Below are 17,619 nucleotides of genomic sequence, written 5' to 3' on the forward strand. Positions count from 1 at the left end.
TGTTACGAGACGATCACGCCCCCGGTTCACGTGTTCGGCATCACAGGGCGCACGTTCGGCGCGGGGGAGCCGCCGGGACGGTCGTACGAGAGCCGTATGGCGCGGGTGACCCCCTGCTCCTACGCTCGGAGGGGAGAGAAAGGGGGTCGGTATGAGTGTCGATCCCACGGACCCCGACACCTTCGAACCCGACACCTCCGTACCGGCGACGGACGACGAGATCCCCGAGGCGGACGCCGCCGAGCAGCGTACGGACGCGGGGAGCGGCCCCGACGAGCCGCTGACCCACATCGACCCGGAGAAGGCGAGCGAGGGCGACGCGGCCGACCAGGCGCGATCGGCCGGTCCGGCCGACGACGAGGAGTACCGCTGAGCGGCGCCCGGCTACCGCACGCGTCCGGTCCGTGAAATTCTGCCTCCTCACCACGCGCCGCCGGGTTACCCAAAAGTACGATGGCGGAGCGGCGCACCACGCGCAGAGAACGATTTTTTGGGAGGCGGCGTGACAGCCATAGAGCAGACCGAGGCGGCGCGCCCGCGAGGCATCCGCCTGCCGCGTCGCGCCCGGCGCAACCAGCTCCTGGGTGCCGCGCAGGAAGTCTTCGTCGCCCAGGGGTACCACGCGGCGGCCATGGACGACATCGCCGAGCGCGCGGGCGTCAGCAAGCCCGTGCTGTACCAGCACTTCCCCGGGAAGCTGGAGCTGTACCTCGCCCTGCTGGACCAGCACTGCGAGGCACTGCTGCTGGCGGTCCGTACGGCGCTGGCGTCGACGACGGACAACAAGCTGCGCGTCGAGGCGACCATGGAGGCGTACTTCGCGTACGTGGAGGACGAGGGCGGCGCGTTCCGCCTGGTCTTCGAGTCGGACCTGACGAACGAGCCGGCCGTACGGGAACGGGTGGACCGGGTCGCGCTCCAGTGCGCCGAGGCGATCTCGGAGGTGATCGCCGAGGACACCGGGCTCTCCCAGGAGGAGTCCATGCTGCTGGCGGTGGGCCTCGGCGGGGTCTCCCAGGTGGTCGCGCGCTACTGGCTCTCCAGCGAGTCGCAGATCCCCCGCGCGCAGGCCGTGGGGCTGCTCACCTCGCTGGTCTGGCGCGGCATCGCCGGTTTCCCGCTGCACGGCGGCGAGCCCCACGAGACCCGGTGACCCGACGGGCCCCGCGAGCCGCGGCGGGACCACCGGCCACGGTGGTTCCCCGCGTGTTCGCTGCGGGCGTGCACCGCGGCGTCTTCCGGAGGGTCGCTCCGGGCTAATGTGGCCGGGTACAGCGCGGCTGGCCGCGCACCGCAGACCGTTCGGAGGGACATAGCCGTGGAGGTCAAGATCGGCGTGCAGCACACGCCCCGCGAGATCGTTCTGGAGAGCGGGCAGTCCGCCGCCGAGGTCGAGGGAGCCGTTTCCGCGGCGCTGGCCGGCAAGGCGCAGCTCCTCAGCCTCACGGACGACAAGGGGCGCAAGGTGCTCGTACCGGCCGAGCGGATCGCGTACGTGGAGATCGGCGAGCCGACGGCGCGACGGGTCGGTTTCGGCAACCTGTAGCGACCGGCGGTGCGAAGTGGCCCGGTGGGATTCCGTTTCCCGCCGGGCCACTTCGCCGTGTCGAGGGTTGCTCCCACCGGTCGCCGGGTAGCTACGTGACGGGCCGAAAGGTCCGGACCGCGTACCCCTCCCGGCGATGTGAGGTGATTGGCAGTGATCCTGGAAATCCTCGGATCGGTCCTGCTCGGACTCGGTCTCTCATGGGCCGCCGCCCGTCATCTGGCGGACCGCCTGCCCGCGCTCCGTACGGTGTACGCGGCGGGCCCGCTCGGCGCCCTCTTCGGCGCGTACGTGACGCACATGGCGCTCGGCTCGGGCCATGTCATGGCGACCCTCGTGGGCGCGCTGCTGGTGGCCTCGGTGCTGCTCTCGCTGCTGCTGCGCCCGGCGGGCCGGCCGCTGAGCCGCGCCATACCGTCCTGACGCGGCCCCGGCGGCCGTACGTGCTCCGGCCCGCTCCGTCTCCGGCCCGCTCCGTGGTTACGCGGCGAGGCCGAGCGCGGCCATCCGCTTGGTGTGCGCCTCGGTGATCCGGGAGAACATCCGGCCGACCTCGGCGAGGTCGAAGCCGCCCGCCACCCCGCCCACCAGCATCGTGGAGAGCGCGTCCCGGTCGGCCACCACCCGCTGGGCCTGCGAGAGCGCCTCGCCCATCAGCCGCCGCGCCCAGAGGGCGAGCCGGCCGCCGACGCGCGGCTCCGCCTCGATCGCCGCGCGCACCTTCTCCACGGCGAAGTTGCCGTGCCCGGTGTCGTCCAGCACGGCGAGGACGAGCGCCCGGGTGTCGGTGTCGAGCCGGGCGGCGACCTCGCGGTAGAAGTCGCTGGCGATCGAGTCGCCCACATACGCCTTGACCAGGCCCTCCAGCCAGTCCGACGGCGCGGTGAGCTGGTGGAAGTCGTCCAGCGCCTTGGCGAACGGCTCCATGGCCTCGGTCGGCTCGGCGTCGACCGCCCGCAGCCGCTCGTTCAGCTGTTCGAAGTGGTGGAACTCCGCGGCGGCCATCTTCGCCAGCGCCGCCTTGTCCGCCAGGGTCGGCGCGAGCTTGGCGTCCTCGGCCAGCCGCTCGAAGGCCGCCAGCTCCCCGTAGGCGAGCGCGCCCAGCAGATCCACCACCGCGGCGCGGTACTGCGGCTCGGCCGAGGCCGTCGCCCAGTCCTGGGCGGCGATACCGGTCGGCGCGGCCTCCTCGGCCGCCTCGGCCCGCTCGGCGGCGGCGGACGCGGGCTCGGGCTCGGTGGGGTGGGCGGGGTCGGGCGTCTCGGGCGTCTCCATGAAGGGCACAATAGCCCGCTGCGACCGGACCGTACCGTGCCCGGTCGGCGGCCGGACGGAGGCCCGTGAGGGCAGCCGGAACCCGTTCGTCACACCGTTCGGACTCATTCGCCCGACACACATGCGCGATTCCGGGGTATGGTGGTAATGCGCCTGCCGACTATCCGGCGGGCCATCGCATGTTTCACAGTGTTTGAACGAGGTCCGTTCCTCACGGACAGGCCCCAGAGGATGCCCGGTCGGTGGCCCGATCGGCTCCGACCCCGACCGCCCTCCGCGCGGACCGTGCGCACAGCAGCGTACGACCGCAGATGAGGGGCCCCCTCAGCGGCATGAGCGCTCTGAGCGACGGCAGTGGTCCCGCGCCATCCGGCCAATCCACGGCCGGCCGAGTACCCAGGTGCGGTACGACCCCCGGCGTTCGCCTCACGCCGCGTCTCACAGAAGAGGCAGCACCCTGACTACGACTTTCCGAGAACTCGGAATCCTCCCCGAAACCGCCGAAGCCCTCGAAGCCGTCGGCATCGTCTCTCCCTTCCCCATCCAGGAGATGACCCTCCCGGTCGCCCTGTCCGGCAAGGATGTCATCGGACAGGCCAAGACCGGCACCGGCAAGACGCTCGGCTTCGGCCTCCCGCTGCTGGAGCGCGTCACCGTCCCCGCCGACGTCGAGTCCGGCCGGGCCGACGCCGACCGGCTCACCAACGCCCCGCAGGCCCTCGTGGTCGTCCCCACCCGCGAGCTCTGCCAGCAGGTCACCAACGACCTGCTGACCGCGGGGAAGGTACGGAACGTACGGGTCCTCGCGATCTACGGCGGCCGGGCGTACGAGCCCCAGGTGGAGGCCCTCAAGAAGGGCGTCGACGTGGTCGTCGGCACCCCGGGCCGCCTGCTCGACCTGGCCGGCCAGCGAAAGCTGGACCTCTCGCACGTCCGCGGCCTCGTCCTCGACGAGGCGGACGAGATGCTCGACCTGGGCTTCCTCCCCGACGTCGAGAGAATCATCCAGCTCCTCCCGGCCACCCGCCAGACGATGCTGTTCTCCGCGACGATGCCCGGCGCGGTCATCGGCCTCGCCCGCCGCTACATGTCGCAGCCCACCCACATCAGCGCCACCTCGCCGGACGACGAGGGCGCGACCGTGGCCAACACCACCCAGCGGGTCTACCGCGCCCACTCCATGGACAAGCCGGAGATGGTCGCGCGCATCCTCCAGGCCGAGGGCCGCGGGCTCGCCATGATCTTCTGCCGCACCAAGCGCACCGCCGCCGACATCGCCGACCAGCTCTCCCAGCGCGGCTTCGCCGCCGGGGCGGTCCATGGCGACCTCGGCCAGGGCGCCCGCGAGCAGGCGCTGCGCGCCTTCCGCAACGGCAAGGTGGACGTGCTGGTCTGCACCGACGTCGCCGCGCGCGGTATCGATGTCGAAGGTGTGACGCATGTCATCAACTACCAGTCGCCGGAGGAGGAGAAGACCTACCTCCACCGCATCGGCCGGACCGGCCGCGCGGGGGCGTCCGGTACGGCGGTGACGCTGGTCGACTGGGACGACATCCCGCGCTGGCAGCTCATCAACAAGGCGCTGGACCTCGGCTTCCCGGAGCCGCCGGAGACGTACTCCACCTCCCCGCACCTCTTCGAGGAGCTGAACATCCCGGCCGGTACCAAGGGCGTGCTGCCCCGTGCCGAGCGCACCCGCGCCGGGCTCTCCGCCGAGAAGGTCGAGGACCTGGGCGAGACGGGCGGCCGGGGCCGCAGGTCCGCCCCGTCGGCGCCGGTACGGGAGGAGCGCCCCGCCCGTACCCGGACTCCGCGCCAGCGCCGCCGTACCCGGGGCGGTGCCCCGCTGGACGCGTCCGCCGCGACGGCCGCCGCCGCGACCGCTCCGGCGCCCGCCCCCACGGCGGACGCCGAGCCGCAGTTCCAGACCGTCCACACCGCCGTGGCCGAACTCCCGGACGGGCCGCGCACCCCGCGCCGCCGCCGTCGCACCCGCGCCGCCGCCGGTGGCCCCACGGGCGTCTCCGCCGGTACGGAGAGCTCGGTGCCGGAGCCGGAGACGGTGACCACGGACGCCGTGATCGCGGCGGCCCCCGTGGTGGCCGAGCCCGAGGCCCCGGCCAAGCCGCGCCGCCGCCGTACCCGCGCCGTGAAGACCGCGCCCGCCGTCGCCGAGGCCGCCGTGGCCGAGGCCGCCGTGGCCGAGGCCGCCGTGGCCGAGGCCGCCGTGGCCGCTCCGGAGGCGCCGGTGACGGCCGAGGCCCCGGCCGAGGAGCCCAAGCCGCGCCGCCGCACCCGGGTCACCAAGCCCAAGGCCGCCGAGGCCGACGGGGCCGCCGAGGCCACCGAGGCCGCCGAGGCCGCCGCGCCCAAGCCCCGGCGCCGTACCCGGGTCACCAAGCCGAAGGCCGCCGAGGCCGAGGCGTGCGCCCCGGAGGCGCCGGAGGCCCCGAAGGCGGAGGTCGCGGCGGCGGCCCCGGCCAAGCCGCGCCGCCGTACCCGCGCCACCGCCGCGAAGAAGGCCGCCGCCCAGCCCGAGGAGGGCTGAGCCCGGCAGCCCGGCCGGGCCCCGCCGAGGGACCCGTACCACCGCCGTGTCACACCGCCGATGGCCCGTCGCCCCGCACCCCGGGGGTGCCGGGCCATCGGCGGTGTGCGGGCCCGGTTAGCCTCGTCGCATGAGTCGGCCGCCCACCTTCACCCCGCCCCCCTGCGCCCGCGCCCGGACCCTCGCCACCCGCCGTGGCCGGTTCGCCGTCCTCGACGCGCGGCCCGCCGGGGAACCGCACGGGACCGTCCTGATGGTGCCCGGGTACACCGGGTCCAAAGAGGACTTCATCGCGCTGCTCGAACCGCTCGCCGAGGCCGGGTACAGAACCGTCGCCGTGGACGGCCGGGGCCAGTACGAGACCGAAGGACCGGACACCCGGGAGGCTTACGCCCAGGACGAGTTGGCCGCCGACGTACAGGCACAGGCGGAGGCGCTCGACACCCCCCTGCATCTGCTCGGCCACTCGCTCGGCGGCCAGATCTCGCGCGCCGCCGTCCTGCTCGACCGGACCCCGTTCCTCTCCCTGACCCTGATGTCCTCGGGCCCCGCCGAGGTCGCCCCCGGCCAGCGGGAGCGGATCAAACTGCTCAGCGACGCGCTCGCGACGCTGACCATGGCGGAGGTCTGGGAGGTGATGCGGTCGATGGAGTCACCCGTGGCGGATCTGGCGGCCCCCGCCCCCGGCGACGGCGCGGAGCTCCGCGAGCGCTGGGTCCGCACCCACCCGGCGCAGCTCCTGGTCACGGGGGCGCAGCTCACCGTGGAGCCGGACCGGGTGGCCGAGCTGGCCGCCGTGCGGCGGCTGCCGTTCCATGTGATCTCGGGCGAGCGGGACGAGGTGTGGCCGGTGCCGCTCCTGGACGACATGGCGGTACGGCTCGGGGCGCACCGGACGGTTGTCGCGGGGGCGGAGCACTCTCCCAACACCGGCCGGCCGGCGGAGACGGCGGCGGCGCTCGCCGACTTCTGGGACACCCTGTACTGACCGCCGTACCACCGGCACCCGTATCACCGACGCCCGCGCCACCGGCACTCGTACCAGCGGCACGCCCGTGACCTGCCCCGAAGATCTGCGGGAACGATCCTGCCGGCCCGCTGGTATGCCGGTGCCGGAGCGCTAGAACGTCGACTGGAGGTGCTGCCAGAAGCCGTCGCGCAGCGACCGGCGGAGCATGGCATGGCCCCGCAGCGAGCGCTGGAGCAGCCTCTCGGCCTCGATGAGCAGGTCCTGGTCGACCGGGCCCGGCAGATACGGATGGCCCGGCAGCAGCTCCGCCATGGCCTCCCGGCCCCGTTCGGCCAGCCAGGTCGCGGCGATCTGGGCGCCGATGAAGCGCACCTGGTCGCGGGAGGGCGGGGGCTCGCCCTCGTGCTCGTACGTGGTGACCGGGCGCCGGGTCACATACGGCTTGCAGAACTCCAGGTCGAAGGTGCGCTGGCTGTCGACCTCCCAGAGCAGGGGCTCGGCCTGGTTGGAGCCCTCGCTCGCCTCGATGCCCCAGAGGTGGACGCGGGCCCCGTACCCCTGCGCCGCCTCGACCGCGGGGACCAGGTCCTCGTCGCCGCCGATGAGGGCCGCGTCGCTGATGGCGCGGTGCCGGGCGAGCGATTCGAGGTCGGTGCGGATGAGGGAGTCGACGCCCTTCTGCTGGTTGTTGGCGTTGAGGTTGCCGAGCCTGACCTTGACGTCCGGGAGTTCGGCGATGGACTGCTGCTCGGCGGTGTGGATCCGGCGCCGGGCGCCGTCGTACCAGTAGACGCGGAGCAGCCGGCTGTCCGCGAAGATGGTCCTGGCCATGTCGATCAGGGCCTCGATGAGCCCGCCGGCGTCCAGGTCGAAGGAGCGCCGGTCCTCGGTGCCCGTGACCAGCAGCCCGGCGGCGGCGTAGACATATCCGGCGTCGACGAAGAGGGCGTGCGTGGACGGGGTCTTGGCGACCTCGGCGAGCATGCGCCGCAGCAGCTCGTTGGTGAGATCCAGCGCCGCCCCGATGGCGGCGGTGGACTCCGAGAGGGGCCCGAGGGGGGCGCCCGGAGGGATTCCCGGGTGGATTCTGGTGTCGCCGCCCGTACTGATCTCTTTGATCTCTGCCTCGTCCATACGCCGTTCATTCTCCGTGACCGTCACCTTACTCACCAGTACTTAGTCTCCCAAAAATTTTCCTTAGCGTAGGGAATGTTTGCAGAGGGCAAGCCGTTGTACAGGGCGTATCCCACCCCATTCGCAGGAGGACCCGACGAAGGGAGAAGCCGTGCGCTTCGAAATCATGCACCTCGACGACATCGACGGCTCAGCCGTGGACAGCACAGTTGTGGACGCCGCCTCCGTCAACCGGATAGTGCAGCAGGCCGCCGCCATGGGCCAGCGCATCTATATCCGCCCGGCCGACACCCCGGACTCGTAACCGCTTCGCGCGACCGCTTCACGCGGCCATTTCACGCAACCCCTTCAGGCAACCGCTTCACGCGGCGCGGATGACCTGTGTGACCCCGTTGATGATCTGCTGGACGGCGATCGCCGAGAGCATCATCCCGGCGAGCCGGGTGACCAGCACCACCCCACCATCCCGGATCACCCTGATGATCACCAGCGAATAGCGCATGGTCAGCCAGAGCACCAGGTGCATCGCGGCGATCGCCGCCCAGACCGCGATCCCGCCGCCGGGCCCGCGCGCGTGCTGGACGGCGAGGATGACGGAGACGATGGCGCCGGGCCCGGCGAGCAGCGGCATGCCCAGCGGTACGAGCGCCACGTTGACGTCCTTGGTCTGCTTGGGCTCGTCGTTCTTGCCGGTCAGCAGATCCAACGCGATGAGCAGCAGCAGAAGCCCGCCCGCGATCATCAGGGCCGGTACGGAGACATGGAGATAGTCCAGGATCTGCTGGCCGAGCAGGCCGAAGACGGTGATCACCCCGAAGGCGACGGCCACCGCCTGCCAGGCCATGGCGCGCTGTACCTTGACCGGCCGGCCGGAGGTGAGCGCCAGGAAGATCGGGGTGATCCCGGGCGGGTCCATGATGACGAAGAGGGTGAGGAAGAGGGATCCGAAGACAGCGAAATCGAACACAGCGAGGCCCTGAGGAAGAAGTGGCGGGGAGGCTTGGGGGAACCGGGACGCCGAGAACCAGCCTGCCCGGTGCGGGCGGACGGGGACGGGGCCCGGTGGTTACGCCGGAAAATACGTCAGGCGTACGGCAGCCCGTCGGCACACGGTGGTACGGCGGTGGTACGCGGCCGGCGGTACGGCACGGGGTGCGCCCGGCGCAGTACGGCGTGAGGCCGCCCGGCACCGTACGCGGCGCGAGGCAGCCCGGCGCGGCGCGCGGGGCGGGTCGCGTCGGCCCGGGTTACGCGGCTCCGCCCGCGCCCGGCACCGGGAAGGCCCCGAAGGCGCGGCGGGTGATCTCGCCGTAGACCTCCGGGTCGGTGGTGCACGCGCCCAGCTCCACGAACTTCCGGGAGCCGTGGTAGTCGCTGGACCCGGTGGTCAGCACCCCGAGTTCGGCGGCGATGGAGCGCAGCCGGGCGCGGGTGGGCGCGTCGTGGTCCATGTGGTCGACCTCGATGCCGTCGAGCCCGGCGGCGGCGAGCCGCCCGATGGCGGCCTCCGGCACCACCCGGCCGCGCTTCACGGCGGCGGGATGGGCGAAGACGGTGACCCCGCCGGCGGCCTTGACCAGGCGGATCGCCTCGAAGGGGTCGAGTTCGTACTTCTCCGCGTAGGCGCGTCCGCCGTCCGCGAGCCACTCGGGGGTGAAGGCGTCGGAGACGGTCTCGACGACGCCGAGTTCGACGAGGGCGGTGGCGATGTGCGGCCGGCCCAGGGAGGCGTCCCCGGCGATCCGGGTGACCTGCTCCCAGGTGATCGGGACGCCCCGCTCCTGGAGCCTGGCGACCATGGTGCGGGCGCGCGGCACCCGGTCGTCCCTGACCAGTTCGCGGGCGGCGAGGAAGTCGGGCTCGTCCGCGTCGAAGAGGTACGCGAGCAGATGGAGCCCGACCCCGTCGAGCCGGCAGGAGAGTTCGGCGCCGGTGACGAGGGTGAGCGGCCGGTCGAGTTCCGGGAGCGCGGCGATCGCCTCGGCGTGGCCCCGGGTGGAGTCGTGGTCGGTCAGCGCGACGACGTCGAGCCCGGCGGCAGCGGCGTTGCGGACCAGTTCGGCGGGGGTGTCGGTGCCGTCCGACGCGGTGGAGTGGGTGTGCAGATCGATACGCACGACGCGGACTCCGGGGCTCGGTACGGCGGGGGCGCTGGGCCCCCAGGGGACGCCCCAGGATAACGGGCCCGCTCCCCCGCCCCGTCAGCGCCCCGGAGAACCCCCTGCTCAGGCCGGGTCCGGTCGTACGGTACGGGCCCCGCCGAGCCGTCTCAGTCCAGCAGCCGGGGGGAGAGCGCACCGCAGGGCAGCAGTTCGACCTCGGTGCCCGCCTCGCGCAGGTCGGTCAGGACGAGTTCGTCGTAGAGCAGCATCCCGGAGCTCTCCGGCCAGACGACCGCCCAGAGCCATATCCCCAGCGCCTCGCCCACGAAGACGGCGCGGTCCTGCGGCGCCTGCGGGACATGCCAGAGCGGTGTGGGCCGCCCGGCGGCGAGCAGTTTGGTCTGCGGTGGCCGGTCGACGGAGATGGCGGGCCCCGGGTCGGGTCCGTCGATCCCCGCGTACCGCGCGCCGAGCCCGACGCCCAGCTCCTCCGCGATCAGCAGCAACTCGCCGCTGCCGCCGAGCGGCCCCGGGCCCGAGCAGGCGACGGCGGTGGCCCGGCCGCCGCTGCGGTCGTCGCCCGCGTACGCCACCCCGGCGAAGAGCCAGCCGACCGGCAGCGGCCAGGGCATCCAGACCGGCACCCGGGCGCGGTGCACCACGACATCGAGCGCCTCGACGCTGGGCGGTATCACGGGCTGGAGCGGGTGCACGGTGCCGTGCACGTCGCACTGCCAGGAGTCGGCGAAGAGACCGGGCGCCCTGACCCGGCCAGCGCACTTCGGGCAACTGGGTTCGCCCCTCATAGCGCCCCACGGTCCTCCGCGCGCGTCGTCGCGTCAAGGACGATCACCCGTCCGGCCCGGGACGTCACGGAGCGAGGTAGGTGTAGCTTGAAATTATTAGCTCCCCTAACTTAATATGTGCATACACCACCCATTCAGGGGAGACCACCAGGAGAAGGGACCCGCTCATGCGCGCGGAGCCGGAGGAAGCCAAGGACGACCCGTTCGACGAGGAGCCGCCCCGGCTGCTCCGCCAGCCCAAGGCGGTCTGGGCGACGGCCGGGGCCTCCGTGGTCGCCTTCATGGGCATCGGGCTCGTCGACCCGATCCTGCCCTCCATAGCCAAGGGGCTGGCGGCCACCCCGAGCCAGGTCTCCCTCCTCTTCACCTCGTACTTCCTGATCACCGCGTTCGCGATGCTGCTCACCGGCTGGGTCTCCAGCCGGATCGGCGGGCGCCGCACCCTCCTCGCGGGTCTGGCCCTGGTCGTCGTCTTCGCCGGGCTCTCCGGTACGTCCTCCTCCGTGGCCGAACTGGTCGGCTTCCGGGCCGGCTGGGGGCTGGGCAACGCGCTCTTCGTCTCCACGGCGCTCGCCGTCATCGTCGGCGCGGCGGCCGGCGGCAGCGCGGCGGCGATCCTGCTGTACGAGTCCGCGCTCGGCCTCGGCATGGCGTGCGGGCCGCTGCTCGGCGCCGTCCTCGGCGACGCGAGCTGGCGCTACCGCTTCTTCGGCACCGCCGCGCTGATGGCCGTCGGCTTCGTCTGCATCACGGCCTTCCTCGGGGAACAGCCCAGGCCCGCCAGGAAGACCGGGCTCCTCGACCCGGTCAGGGCGCTCGGCCACGGCGGGCTCGCCTCGGCCGCCGTCGCCGCCTTTTTTTACAACTACGCGTTCTTCACGGTGCTGGCCTTCACCCCGTTCGTGCTGAACATGTCGCCGTACCGCTCGGGCGCCGTCTTCTTCGGCTGGGGCGTGCTGCTCGCCGCCTTCTCCGTGCTGGTGGCGCCCCGGCTCCAGGCACGCTTCGGCTCGCTGCGGGTGCTGGGCGGCTCACTCGTCCTGCTCGCCGCCGATCTGGTGGCGCTGGGGTACGGGAACCACGCGGCGGCCGTCACCGGCACGGTCCTCTCGGGCGCCTTCATCGGCCTGAACAACACCGTCTTCACCGAACTGGCGCTGGGCGTCTCGGACGCGCCCCGTCCGGTGGCGAGCGCGGGGTACAACTTCGTCCGCTGGTTCGCCGCGGCGGCCGCGCCCTTCCTCGCACCGCGCATCGAGGAGTGGACCGACCTCCACATCCCGTTCGTGGTGGCGGCCGGGGCGGCGCTCGCCGGGGCCGCCGTGGTCGGCGTACGGCGCGCCTCGCTGACCCACCCGCACCAGGCGTCTCCCGGGCCGCGCGGCGCGTCCCCGGAACCCGCCGCCCCGGCGGCGGTCACCAACTGACGTACCGCCGGCGCCCCCGCCGGCCTCCCCGTCAGTCGTCCAGCGCGACCGACCGGCGCAGCGGGTCGCGCAGGTCCGTGCCGCCCGCCAGCCACCGCTCCTGGAGCGCCGCCGCGCCCCTGACCCGCTTCCACGCCGCCTCGTTGGGCGTCATCGGCAGCAGCGGCAGGAACCGTACGGGCGCCGCCGGGGCGGCGAGCTCCAGGTCCGGTACGAGACCGCCGGACTCCCCGGCCAGTACGGAGTGGAACGGCGCCCCCGGCCAGAGCGGCCCACCGAGGTCGAGCGAGCCGCCCGGCGCCACCACCACCCCCTCGACCTGCGGGGACGCCGCCAGCACCGCCAGCGCGCGCACCACCTGGTCGGTGTCGGCGAGCCCGCCCCGTACGGAGAGGACCAGCTCGGCCCTGGGCCCCGCCGGGTCGGCGACCGGGGCGGTGGGGTCGGCCATCGGCGCGGCGGACATCCCGAGCGTGACGTATCGCACGATGCCCGCGTCCCCGTCGAGGAAGCGCAGGACCTCGATCCGGTCCGTACCCAGGAAGGTCACGGCGGCGCGGGCGTCCGGTTCCCCCAGGGCGGTACGGAGGTGTGTCTCGACCAGCCCGAGAATTTCTTCCATACGGCGAGCATAGGTCGCGTAAGGATTGGGCAAGAGGACTGATTGGCCCGGGGGCTGCTGATAGGCTGGGTCGCCGGTCGGGCCCGTACGTCAGTACGTCCAGGACGCAGCGTGCGTCCCTTTCCATACCCGACGACACGTCATCCCCTACGGGGGACAGACCGGAGGAGGTGGGGCTGCGGTGGATCGAAGTCATCCGGCCAGTACCAACCGCTCTTCCGCCTCCGCCGTCCCCGTCCTCTCCCGGTGAACTGACACCCGGAGACCAGGGACCAGGCGGGGCGCCCCTGCCGCCCGGCCACATGGCCAGGTACATGACCACGGCACACGGTCACGGCAGTCGCACGACGGAAGAGCACTTTTCCCACGCCGGTGTTTTTTCCTGTCCCACGCGAACAGCCGTCGCCGCCCGCCTCGCGGTGGAGCCCGCTTTGCGGACGTCATCGACACGTCCCCATTCCGGGCTGTGCCACGCCGCCCGCCGACGACGGCCTCCCCACAGAGGAGCCCGCCATGTCGATGATCCGTGACCTGCGCGCAGCCGTCCGCCCCACCCTCCGCAAGAAGCCCGGTTCCCACGACGGGTACGACGCCACCCGCGACCCCTCCGCCTCCAGCGCCGTCGTCGACTGCGCCGTCTACCGCGCCGGCCGACGGGTCCGCGAGGAGTCCTGTCTGACGCCGCGTGAGGCGATGCTGCGGGTCCGCGAGGGCGGCGGCTTCGCCTGGATCGGGCTGCACGAGCCGACCGAGGAGGAGTTCGCGGGGATCGCGGCCGAGTTCGGGCTCCACCCGCTGGCCGTGGAGGACGCCGTCCACGCCCACCAGCGGCCGAAGCTGGAGCGGTACGACGACACCCTGTTCACCGTCTTCAAGACCATCCACTACGTGGACCACGCCGAACTAACCGCGACCAGCGAGGTCGTGGAGACCGGCGAGGTGATGTGCTTCACCGGCCGGAACTTCGTGATCACGGTCCGGCACGGCGGCCAGGGCTCGCTGCGCCGGCTCCGCCACCGGCTGGAGGAGGACGCCGAGCTGCTCGCCAAGGGGCCCTCGGCCGTGCTGCACGCCATCGCCGACCATGTCGTGGACGGCTATATCGCGGTGGCCGCGGCCGTGCAGGACGACATAGACGAGGTGGAGATCGATGTCTTCTCCGCACCGGCCAAGGGCTCCCCGCGCGGCTCCGACGCCGGGCGGATCTACCAGCTCAAGCGCGAGGTGCTGGAGTTCAAGCGGGCGGTCTCCCCGCTGCTGCGGCCGATGCAGCTCCTGAGCGAGCGGCCCATGCGGCTGGTCGACCCGGAGATCCAGACGTACTTCCGCGATGTCGCCGACCACCTCGCCCAGGTGCACGAGGAGGTCATCGGCTTCGACGAACTGCTCAACTCGATCCTCCAGGCCAATCTGGCGCAGGCGAGCGTCGCGCAGAACGAGGACATGCGCAAGATCACCTCCTGGGCGGCGATCATCGCGGTGCCGACGGCGGTCTGCGGGGTGTACGGCATGAACTTCGAGCACATGCCGGAGCTGGAGTGGCGGTACGGCTACCCGCTCGTCCTCGGTGTGATCATCACCGCGTGTGTGACGATCCACCGCACCCTGAAGCGCAACGGCTGGCTGTAGCGCCGCTAGGCTGCGGGCATGACAGAACCACTGCTCGCGCGGGCTCTCGTCGAGGAGGCCACCAAGAAGTCCGGCCTGGTGTGGGTGCGCGGCTCGGGGCCCGACCGCGCGCTCTGGCACATCTGGCACGAGGGCGCCGCCGTGCTCGTCGGGGACGGGCCGGGGGAGCAGCCGCTGCCGGGGCTGGCCGACGGGGAGCCCGCCGAGGTGACCGTACGGAGCAAGGACAAGGGCGGCCGGGTGGTCGGCTGGACGGCGGTGGTGGCCGAACTGGCGCCGCACTCCCCGGAATGGGAGAGCGCGGTCGCCGAGCTGAAGGGCAAGCGGCTCAACGCGCCGGACGCCGAGACGATGACGGAGCGCTGGGCGCGTGAGTGCCGGGTGGTGCGGCTGGTGCCCGCCGAGACGGTCACCGAGCCGCCGCAGGGCTCCCTCGCCGCCGTACCGCTGCCGACCCCGGCGACCACCCGGGAGCCCGTGCGCACCCCGCTCGGCAAGCTTCTGCTGGGCCGCAAGCGGTAGCCGGCCGGGCCGTACGGCGAGGACACGCGCCCCGGGTCAGTCGCCGGTCTTCGGGAGGTCGCTGCCGTAGTCGACGGTCTGGGACTTCGTCGGGGCGGCCAGTTCGAAGTCCTTGCCCCACTCGGTGAGGGAGAGCGTCCCGGCGCCGCCCGCGCGCAGGAGTTGCAGCGGATAGGGCGTGCCCTCCAGGGAGACGTCCAGGGTGCCGCCCGCGCCCTTCGTACCGTTGATCTTGATGGTGCGTACGCCGCCGATCCGGTCCCGCTCGCCCTTGTCCAGGGTGCCGTGGAGCGTCAGTATCCCCGCGAGCAGCACCTTCTTGTCCGTGAATCCGCTGAGCTGCTGGTACGACGGGTCGTCCTCGGGGACCTTCACATACTTGTCCTTGAGCTTCCCTGCGGCGGCCTCCGCGTCCGTACCGCTCTCGGGCGCCTTGGTCGCCTTCCCGTCGGACTCCTGGTGGTTCCAGAACGCGGCGTCGGCCTTCAGATAAAGCTGGTCCTCGATCCGCAGGAGCTGGAACGTGGTGTCCTTCACGGTGACGGAGCCGGTGCCGCCGTTCTCCTTGAGCCGCATGTTGAGCCGGTACGTCCCCCCCTCGCTGACCAGCGCCCCCGACAGATGGACCGCGGGCGCCGCGTCGGCCGCCGCCTTGGCCTTGCGTTCGATCTGCACGGCGGTGAGCTTCCCGACCCCGTTCGTCCCCTTGTCCGGGTCCTCGGTCTCACCGCCGCACGCCGTGAGCACGGCGGTGAGTCCCAGGCAGAGCGCCACCGGAAGGGCGGCCCGGCGGGAGCGGTCGGACGACAGGGGAACGATCACAGACGCACTGCCTCTCATACGCTGCTGGGGGGTGGCAGACCGCAGCGTACCCGGGGTGCGGAGCCCCTCCGACAGGGATCCGGCGGAGAGCGGTACGAACAGCCGGACGGGCGGATCCGTCAGCGCGCCGGACACCGCCACCGGTTAGCCTGAACCCGTAATCACGCTGGACAGAAGGACAATGAGGGACGAGGAGGCGGCGCGGAGATGACGGCAGGCGCCCCCCGGGTCTTCGTCTCGCACCTGGCCGGCGTGCCGGTCTTCGACCCCACCGGGGATCAGGTCGGCCGGGTCCGCGATCTGGTCGCGGTGCTCCGTGTCGGGGGCCGGCCGCCGCACCTTCTCGGCCTCGTCGTGGAGGTGCTGAGCCGCCGCCGGATCTTCCTGCCGATGACCCGGGTCTCCGGGATCGAGTCGGGCCAGGTGATCACCACGGGGGTGCTCAACGTACGCCGCTTCGAGCAGCGCCCCACGGAGCGGCTGGTCCTCGGCGAACTCCTCGACCGGCGGGTGCGGCTGGTGGAGGACGGCGAGGAGGTCACCGTCCTCGATGTCTCGGTGGCCCGGCTGCCGGCCCGCCGCGACTGGGAGATCGACAAGGTCTTCGTACGGCGCGGAGGCAAGCGCTCGCCCCTGCGGCGTCAGGTGATGGGCAGGCGGGCCGGGGAGACACTGACCGTGGAGTGGTCGGCCGTCACCGGATTCTCGCTGGAGGAGGAGGCACAGGGCGCGGAGAGCCTGGTCGCCACCTTCGAGCGGCTGCGCCCCGTCGACCTCGCCAATGTGCTCCACCACCTCACCCCGAAGCGGCGCGCCGAGGTCGCGGCGGCGCTCGACGACGACCGGCTCGCCGATGTCCTGGAGGAGCTGCCCGAGGACGACCAGGTGGAGATCCTCGGCAAGCTCAAGGAGGAGCGCGCGGCCGATGTCCTGGAGGCGATGGACCCGGACGACGCGGCCGACCTCCTCTCCGAGCTGCCCGAGGCCGACAAGGAGCGGCTGCTGACGCTGATGCGGCCGGGCGACGCGGCCGACGTACGGCGCCTCATGGCGTACGAGGAACACACCGCCGGCGGGCTGATGACGACCGACCCGATCGTGCTCCGCCCCGACGCCACGGTCGCCGAGGCGCTGGCCCGGGTGCGGCAGCAGGACCTCTCCCCCGCGCTCGCGGCGCAGGTGTATGTGTGCCGGCCGCCGGACGAGACGCCGACGGGGCGGTATCTGGGCACGGTGCACTTCCAGCGGCTGCTGCGGGACCCCCCGTACACCCTGGTCAGTTCGATCGTGGACAGCGATCTGCCGCCGCTCGCGCCGGACACCCCGCTGCCCGCGATCACCAGCCATCTCGCCGCGTACAACATGGTCGCGGCGCCGGTCGTGGACGACGGCGGGGCGCTGCTCGGCGCGGTGACGGTGGACGACGTGCTCGACCACCTGCTGCCGGACGACTGGCGCGAGACCGGTTTCCGGGCGGACGGGGAGGCGGCGCGTGCCGAGTGAGCGCCGGGACGGCGAGGCGCCCGGCGGCGGCCGGGAGCGGCTGCGGCCGGGCTCGGGGGCGGGGTCGACGGCGCTGACCAGGGGCGGGCGGAACCGGCTGGACCTGCCGCGCGCGCAGCGGCGCAGGCTGCTGCCGGAGTACGACCCGGAGTCGTTCGGGCGGCTTTCCGAGCGGGTGGCGCGCTTCCTGGGGACGGGGCGGTTCATCGTCTGGATGACGCTGGCCATCAACGTCTGGGTGATCTGGAACGTGTCCGCGCCCCAGCATCTGCGCTTCGACGAGTTCCCGTTCATCTTCCTGACGCTGGCGCTCTCGCTCCAGGCCTCGTACGCGGCGCCGCTGATCCTGCTGGCGCAGAACCGGCAGGACGACCGGGACCGGGTCACCCACGAGCAGGAGCGCAAGCAGAACGAGCGGTCGATCGCGGACACCGAGTATCTGACCCGGGAGATCGCCGCGCTCCGGATCGGCCTGGGCGAGGTGGCCACCCGGGACTGGATCCGCTCGGAGCTCCAGGACCTGGTACGGGAGATGGACGGGCGCCGCCCGGGAGCGCAGGAGCCGCCGGAGGGTCCCGGCGCGTACGAGGGCGGAGGCGGCGGTACGGGCGGCGGACCGGATGGCGGTACGGGCCCGGGGCAGGGCGGCGCCCGGCCCGGGGCGGAGCGCTGACGGGGGCTTTCCGCCGGGGGTGCGGGGCGCCGTACCATCA

General features: G+C 72.7%; 19 protein-coding genes. 12 read left to right on the plus strand and 7 right to left on the minus strand.

The window, feature by feature from the left end:
- Positions 1–151 precede the first annotated feature (151 nt).
- The 4 genes from AB0O07_RS15085 to AB0O07_RS15100 all read left to right on the plus strand — a co-directional run bounded on the left by AB0O07_RS15085 (position 152) and on the right by AB0O07_RS15100 (position 1,969).
- The gene (locus AB0O07_RS15085) at positions 152–373 is read left to right on the plus strand and encodes a hypothetical protein (protein ID WP_365632214.1); all 222 of its coding nucleotides are present in this window, start codon (positions 152–154) and stop codon (positions 371–373) included.
- 129 nt (positions 374–502) lie between these two features.
- Positions 503–1,153 carry a TetR/AcrR family transcriptional regulator gene (locus tag AB0O07_RS15090; protein WP_365632217.1) on the plus strand — a complete coding sequence of 217 codons (651 nt, stop codon included), beginning with the start codon at positions 503–505 and terminating at the stop codon, positions 1,151–1,153.
- A gap of 165 nt (positions 1,154–1,318) precedes the next feature.
- Entirely contained in the window at positions 1,319–1,546 is a 228-nt protein-coding gene (locus tag AB0O07_RS15095) for a DUF3107 domain-containing protein (protein ID WP_365632220.1), read from the plus strand.
- A 153-nt stretch (positions 1,547–1,699) separates the two neighbouring features.
- On the plus strand, positions 1,700–1,969 hold the full coding sequence (locus AB0O07_RS15100) for a hypothetical protein (protein WP_365632222.1): 270 nt from the start codon (positions 1,700–1,702) through the stop codon (positions 1,967–1,969).
- 57 nt (positions 1,970–2,026) lie between these two features.
- Here the strand turns inward: AB0O07_RS15100 and AB0O07_RS15105 are convergent, their stop codons facing one another.
- Positions 2,027–2,821 carry a ferritin-like fold-containing protein gene (locus tag AB0O07_RS15105; protein ID WP_365632225.1) on the minus strand — a complete coding sequence of 265 codons (795 nt, stop codon included), beginning with the start codon at positions 2,819–2,821 and terminating at the stop codon, positions 2,027–2,029.
- 550 nt (positions 2,822–3,371) lie between these two features.
- Here AB0O07_RS15105 and AB0O07_RS15110 point away from each other — a divergent pair.
- Entirely contained in the window at positions 3,372–5,369 is a 1,998-nt protein-coding gene (locus AB0O07_RS15110; RefSeq protein WP_365632228.1) for a DEAD/DEAH box helicase, read from the plus strand.
- A 130-nt stretch (positions 5,370–5,499) separates the two neighbouring features.
- Positions 5,500–6,357 carry an alpha/beta hydrolase gene (locus AB0O07_RS15115; RefSeq protein ID WP_365632231.1) on the plus strand — a complete coding sequence of 286 codons (858 nt, stop codon included), beginning with the start codon at positions 5,500–5,502 and terminating at the stop codon, positions 6,355–6,357.
- A 132-nt stretch (positions 6,358–6,489) separates the two neighbouring features.
- Here AB0O07_RS15115 and AB0O07_RS15120 read toward each other — a convergent pair whose 3' ends face one another.
- A complete protein-coding gene (locus AB0O07_RS15120) occupies positions 6,490–7,323 on the minus strand; it encodes an NYN domain-containing protein (RefSeq protein WP_365633063.1) in 834 nt (277 codons plus the stop codon).
- Positions 7,324–7,624: 301 nt separating this feature from the next.
- On the opposite strand from AB0O07_RS15120, the gene AB0O07_RS15125 reads away from it, so the two are divergent.
- Entirely contained in the window at positions 7,625–7,777 is a 153-nt protein-coding gene (locus AB0O07_RS15125) for a hypothetical protein (protein WP_365632234.1), read from the plus strand.
- A 57-nt stretch (positions 7,778–7,834) separates the two neighbouring features.
- Here AB0O07_RS15125 and AB0O07_RS15130 read toward each other — a convergent pair whose 3' ends face one another.
- The 3 genes from AB0O07_RS15130 to AB0O07_RS15140 form a co-directional block, all read right to left on the minus strand.
- The gene (locus AB0O07_RS15130; protein WP_365632237.1) at positions 7,835–8,440 is read right to left on the minus strand and encodes a MarC family protein; all 606 of its coding nucleotides are present in this window, start codon (positions 8,438–8,440) and stop codon (positions 7,835–7,837) included.
- Positions 8,441–8,720: 280 nt separating this feature from the next.
- The gene (locus tag AB0O07_RS15135) at positions 8,721–9,590 is read right to left on the minus strand and encodes a PHP domain-containing protein (RefSeq protein ID WP_365632239.1); all 870 of its coding nucleotides are present in this window, start codon (positions 9,588–9,590) and stop codon (positions 8,721–8,723) included.
- A 152-nt stretch (positions 9,591–9,742) separates the two neighbouring features.
- Positions 9,743–10,381, minus strand: a complete 639-nt coding sequence (locus tag AB0O07_RS15140) for a DUF6758 family protein (RefSeq protein WP_365632242.1) — start codon at positions 10,379–10,381, stop codon at positions 9,743–9,745.
- Positions 10,382–10,548: 167 nt separating this feature from the next.
- On the opposite strand from AB0O07_RS15140, the gene AB0O07_RS15145 reads away from it, so the two are divergent.
- Entirely contained in the window at positions 10,549–11,808 is a 1,260-nt protein-coding gene (locus tag AB0O07_RS15145; protein WP_365632245.1) for an MFS transporter, read from the plus strand.
- A gap of 31 nt (positions 11,809–11,839) precedes the next feature.
- Here AB0O07_RS15145 and AB0O07_RS15150 read toward each other — a convergent pair whose 3' ends face one another.
- On the minus strand, positions 11,840–12,430 hold the full coding sequence (locus AB0O07_RS15150) for a suppressor of fused domain protein (RefSeq protein ID WP_365632248.1): 591 nt from the start codon (positions 12,428–12,430) through the stop codon (positions 11,840–11,842).
- Between the two features lie 513 nt (positions 12,431–12,943).
- Between AB0O07_RS15150 and AB0O07_RS15155 the strand changes: the two genes are divergently transcribed.
- Together AB0O07_RS15155 and AB0O07_RS15160 are read left to right on the plus strand one after the other, a co-directional pair.
- Complete coding sequence (locus tag AB0O07_RS15155) at positions 12,944–14,059, plus strand: magnesium and cobalt transport protein CorA (protein ID WP_365632251.1); 1,116 nt, start codon at positions 12,944–12,946, stop codon at positions 14,057–14,059.
- Between the two features lie 18 nt (positions 14,060–14,077).
- A complete protein-coding gene (locus tag AB0O07_RS15160; protein ID WP_365632254.1) occupies positions 14,078–14,581 on the plus strand; it encodes a hypothetical protein in 504 nt (167 codons plus the stop codon).
- A 36-nt stretch (positions 14,582–14,617) separates the two neighbouring features.
- On the opposite strand, the gene AB0O07_RS15165 is transcribed toward AB0O07_RS15160, so the two are convergent.
- Complete coding sequence (locus AB0O07_RS15165) at positions 14,618–15,421, minus strand: hypothetical protein (protein WP_365633066.1); 804 nt, start codon at positions 15,419–15,421, stop codon at positions 14,618–14,620.
- Between the two features lie 189 nt (positions 15,422–15,610).
- On the opposite strand from AB0O07_RS15165, the gene AB0O07_RS15170 reads away from it, so the two are divergent.
- Together AB0O07_RS15170 and AB0O07_RS15175 are read left to right on the plus strand one after the other, a co-directional pair.
- Positions 15,611–16,906: a CBS domain-containing protein gene (locus AB0O07_RS15170; protein ID WP_365632257.1), complete on the plus strand. Its 1,296-nt coding sequence runs from the start codon at positions 15,611–15,613 to the stop codon at positions 16,904–16,906.
- A 40-nt stretch (positions 16,907–16,946) separates the two neighbouring features.
- The gene (locus tag AB0O07_RS15175; protein WP_365633069.1) at positions 16,947–17,579 is read left to right on the plus strand and encodes a DUF1003 domain-containing protein; all 633 of its coding nucleotides are present in this window, start codon (positions 16,947–16,949) and stop codon (positions 17,577–17,579) included.
- Positions 17,580–17,619: the final 40 nt, after the last annotated feature.

Source organism: Streptomyces sp. NPDC093085, from assembly GCF_040683935.1.
Classification (GTDB): Bacteria; Actinomycetota; Actinomycetes; order Streptomycetales; family Streptomycetaceae; genus Streptomyces.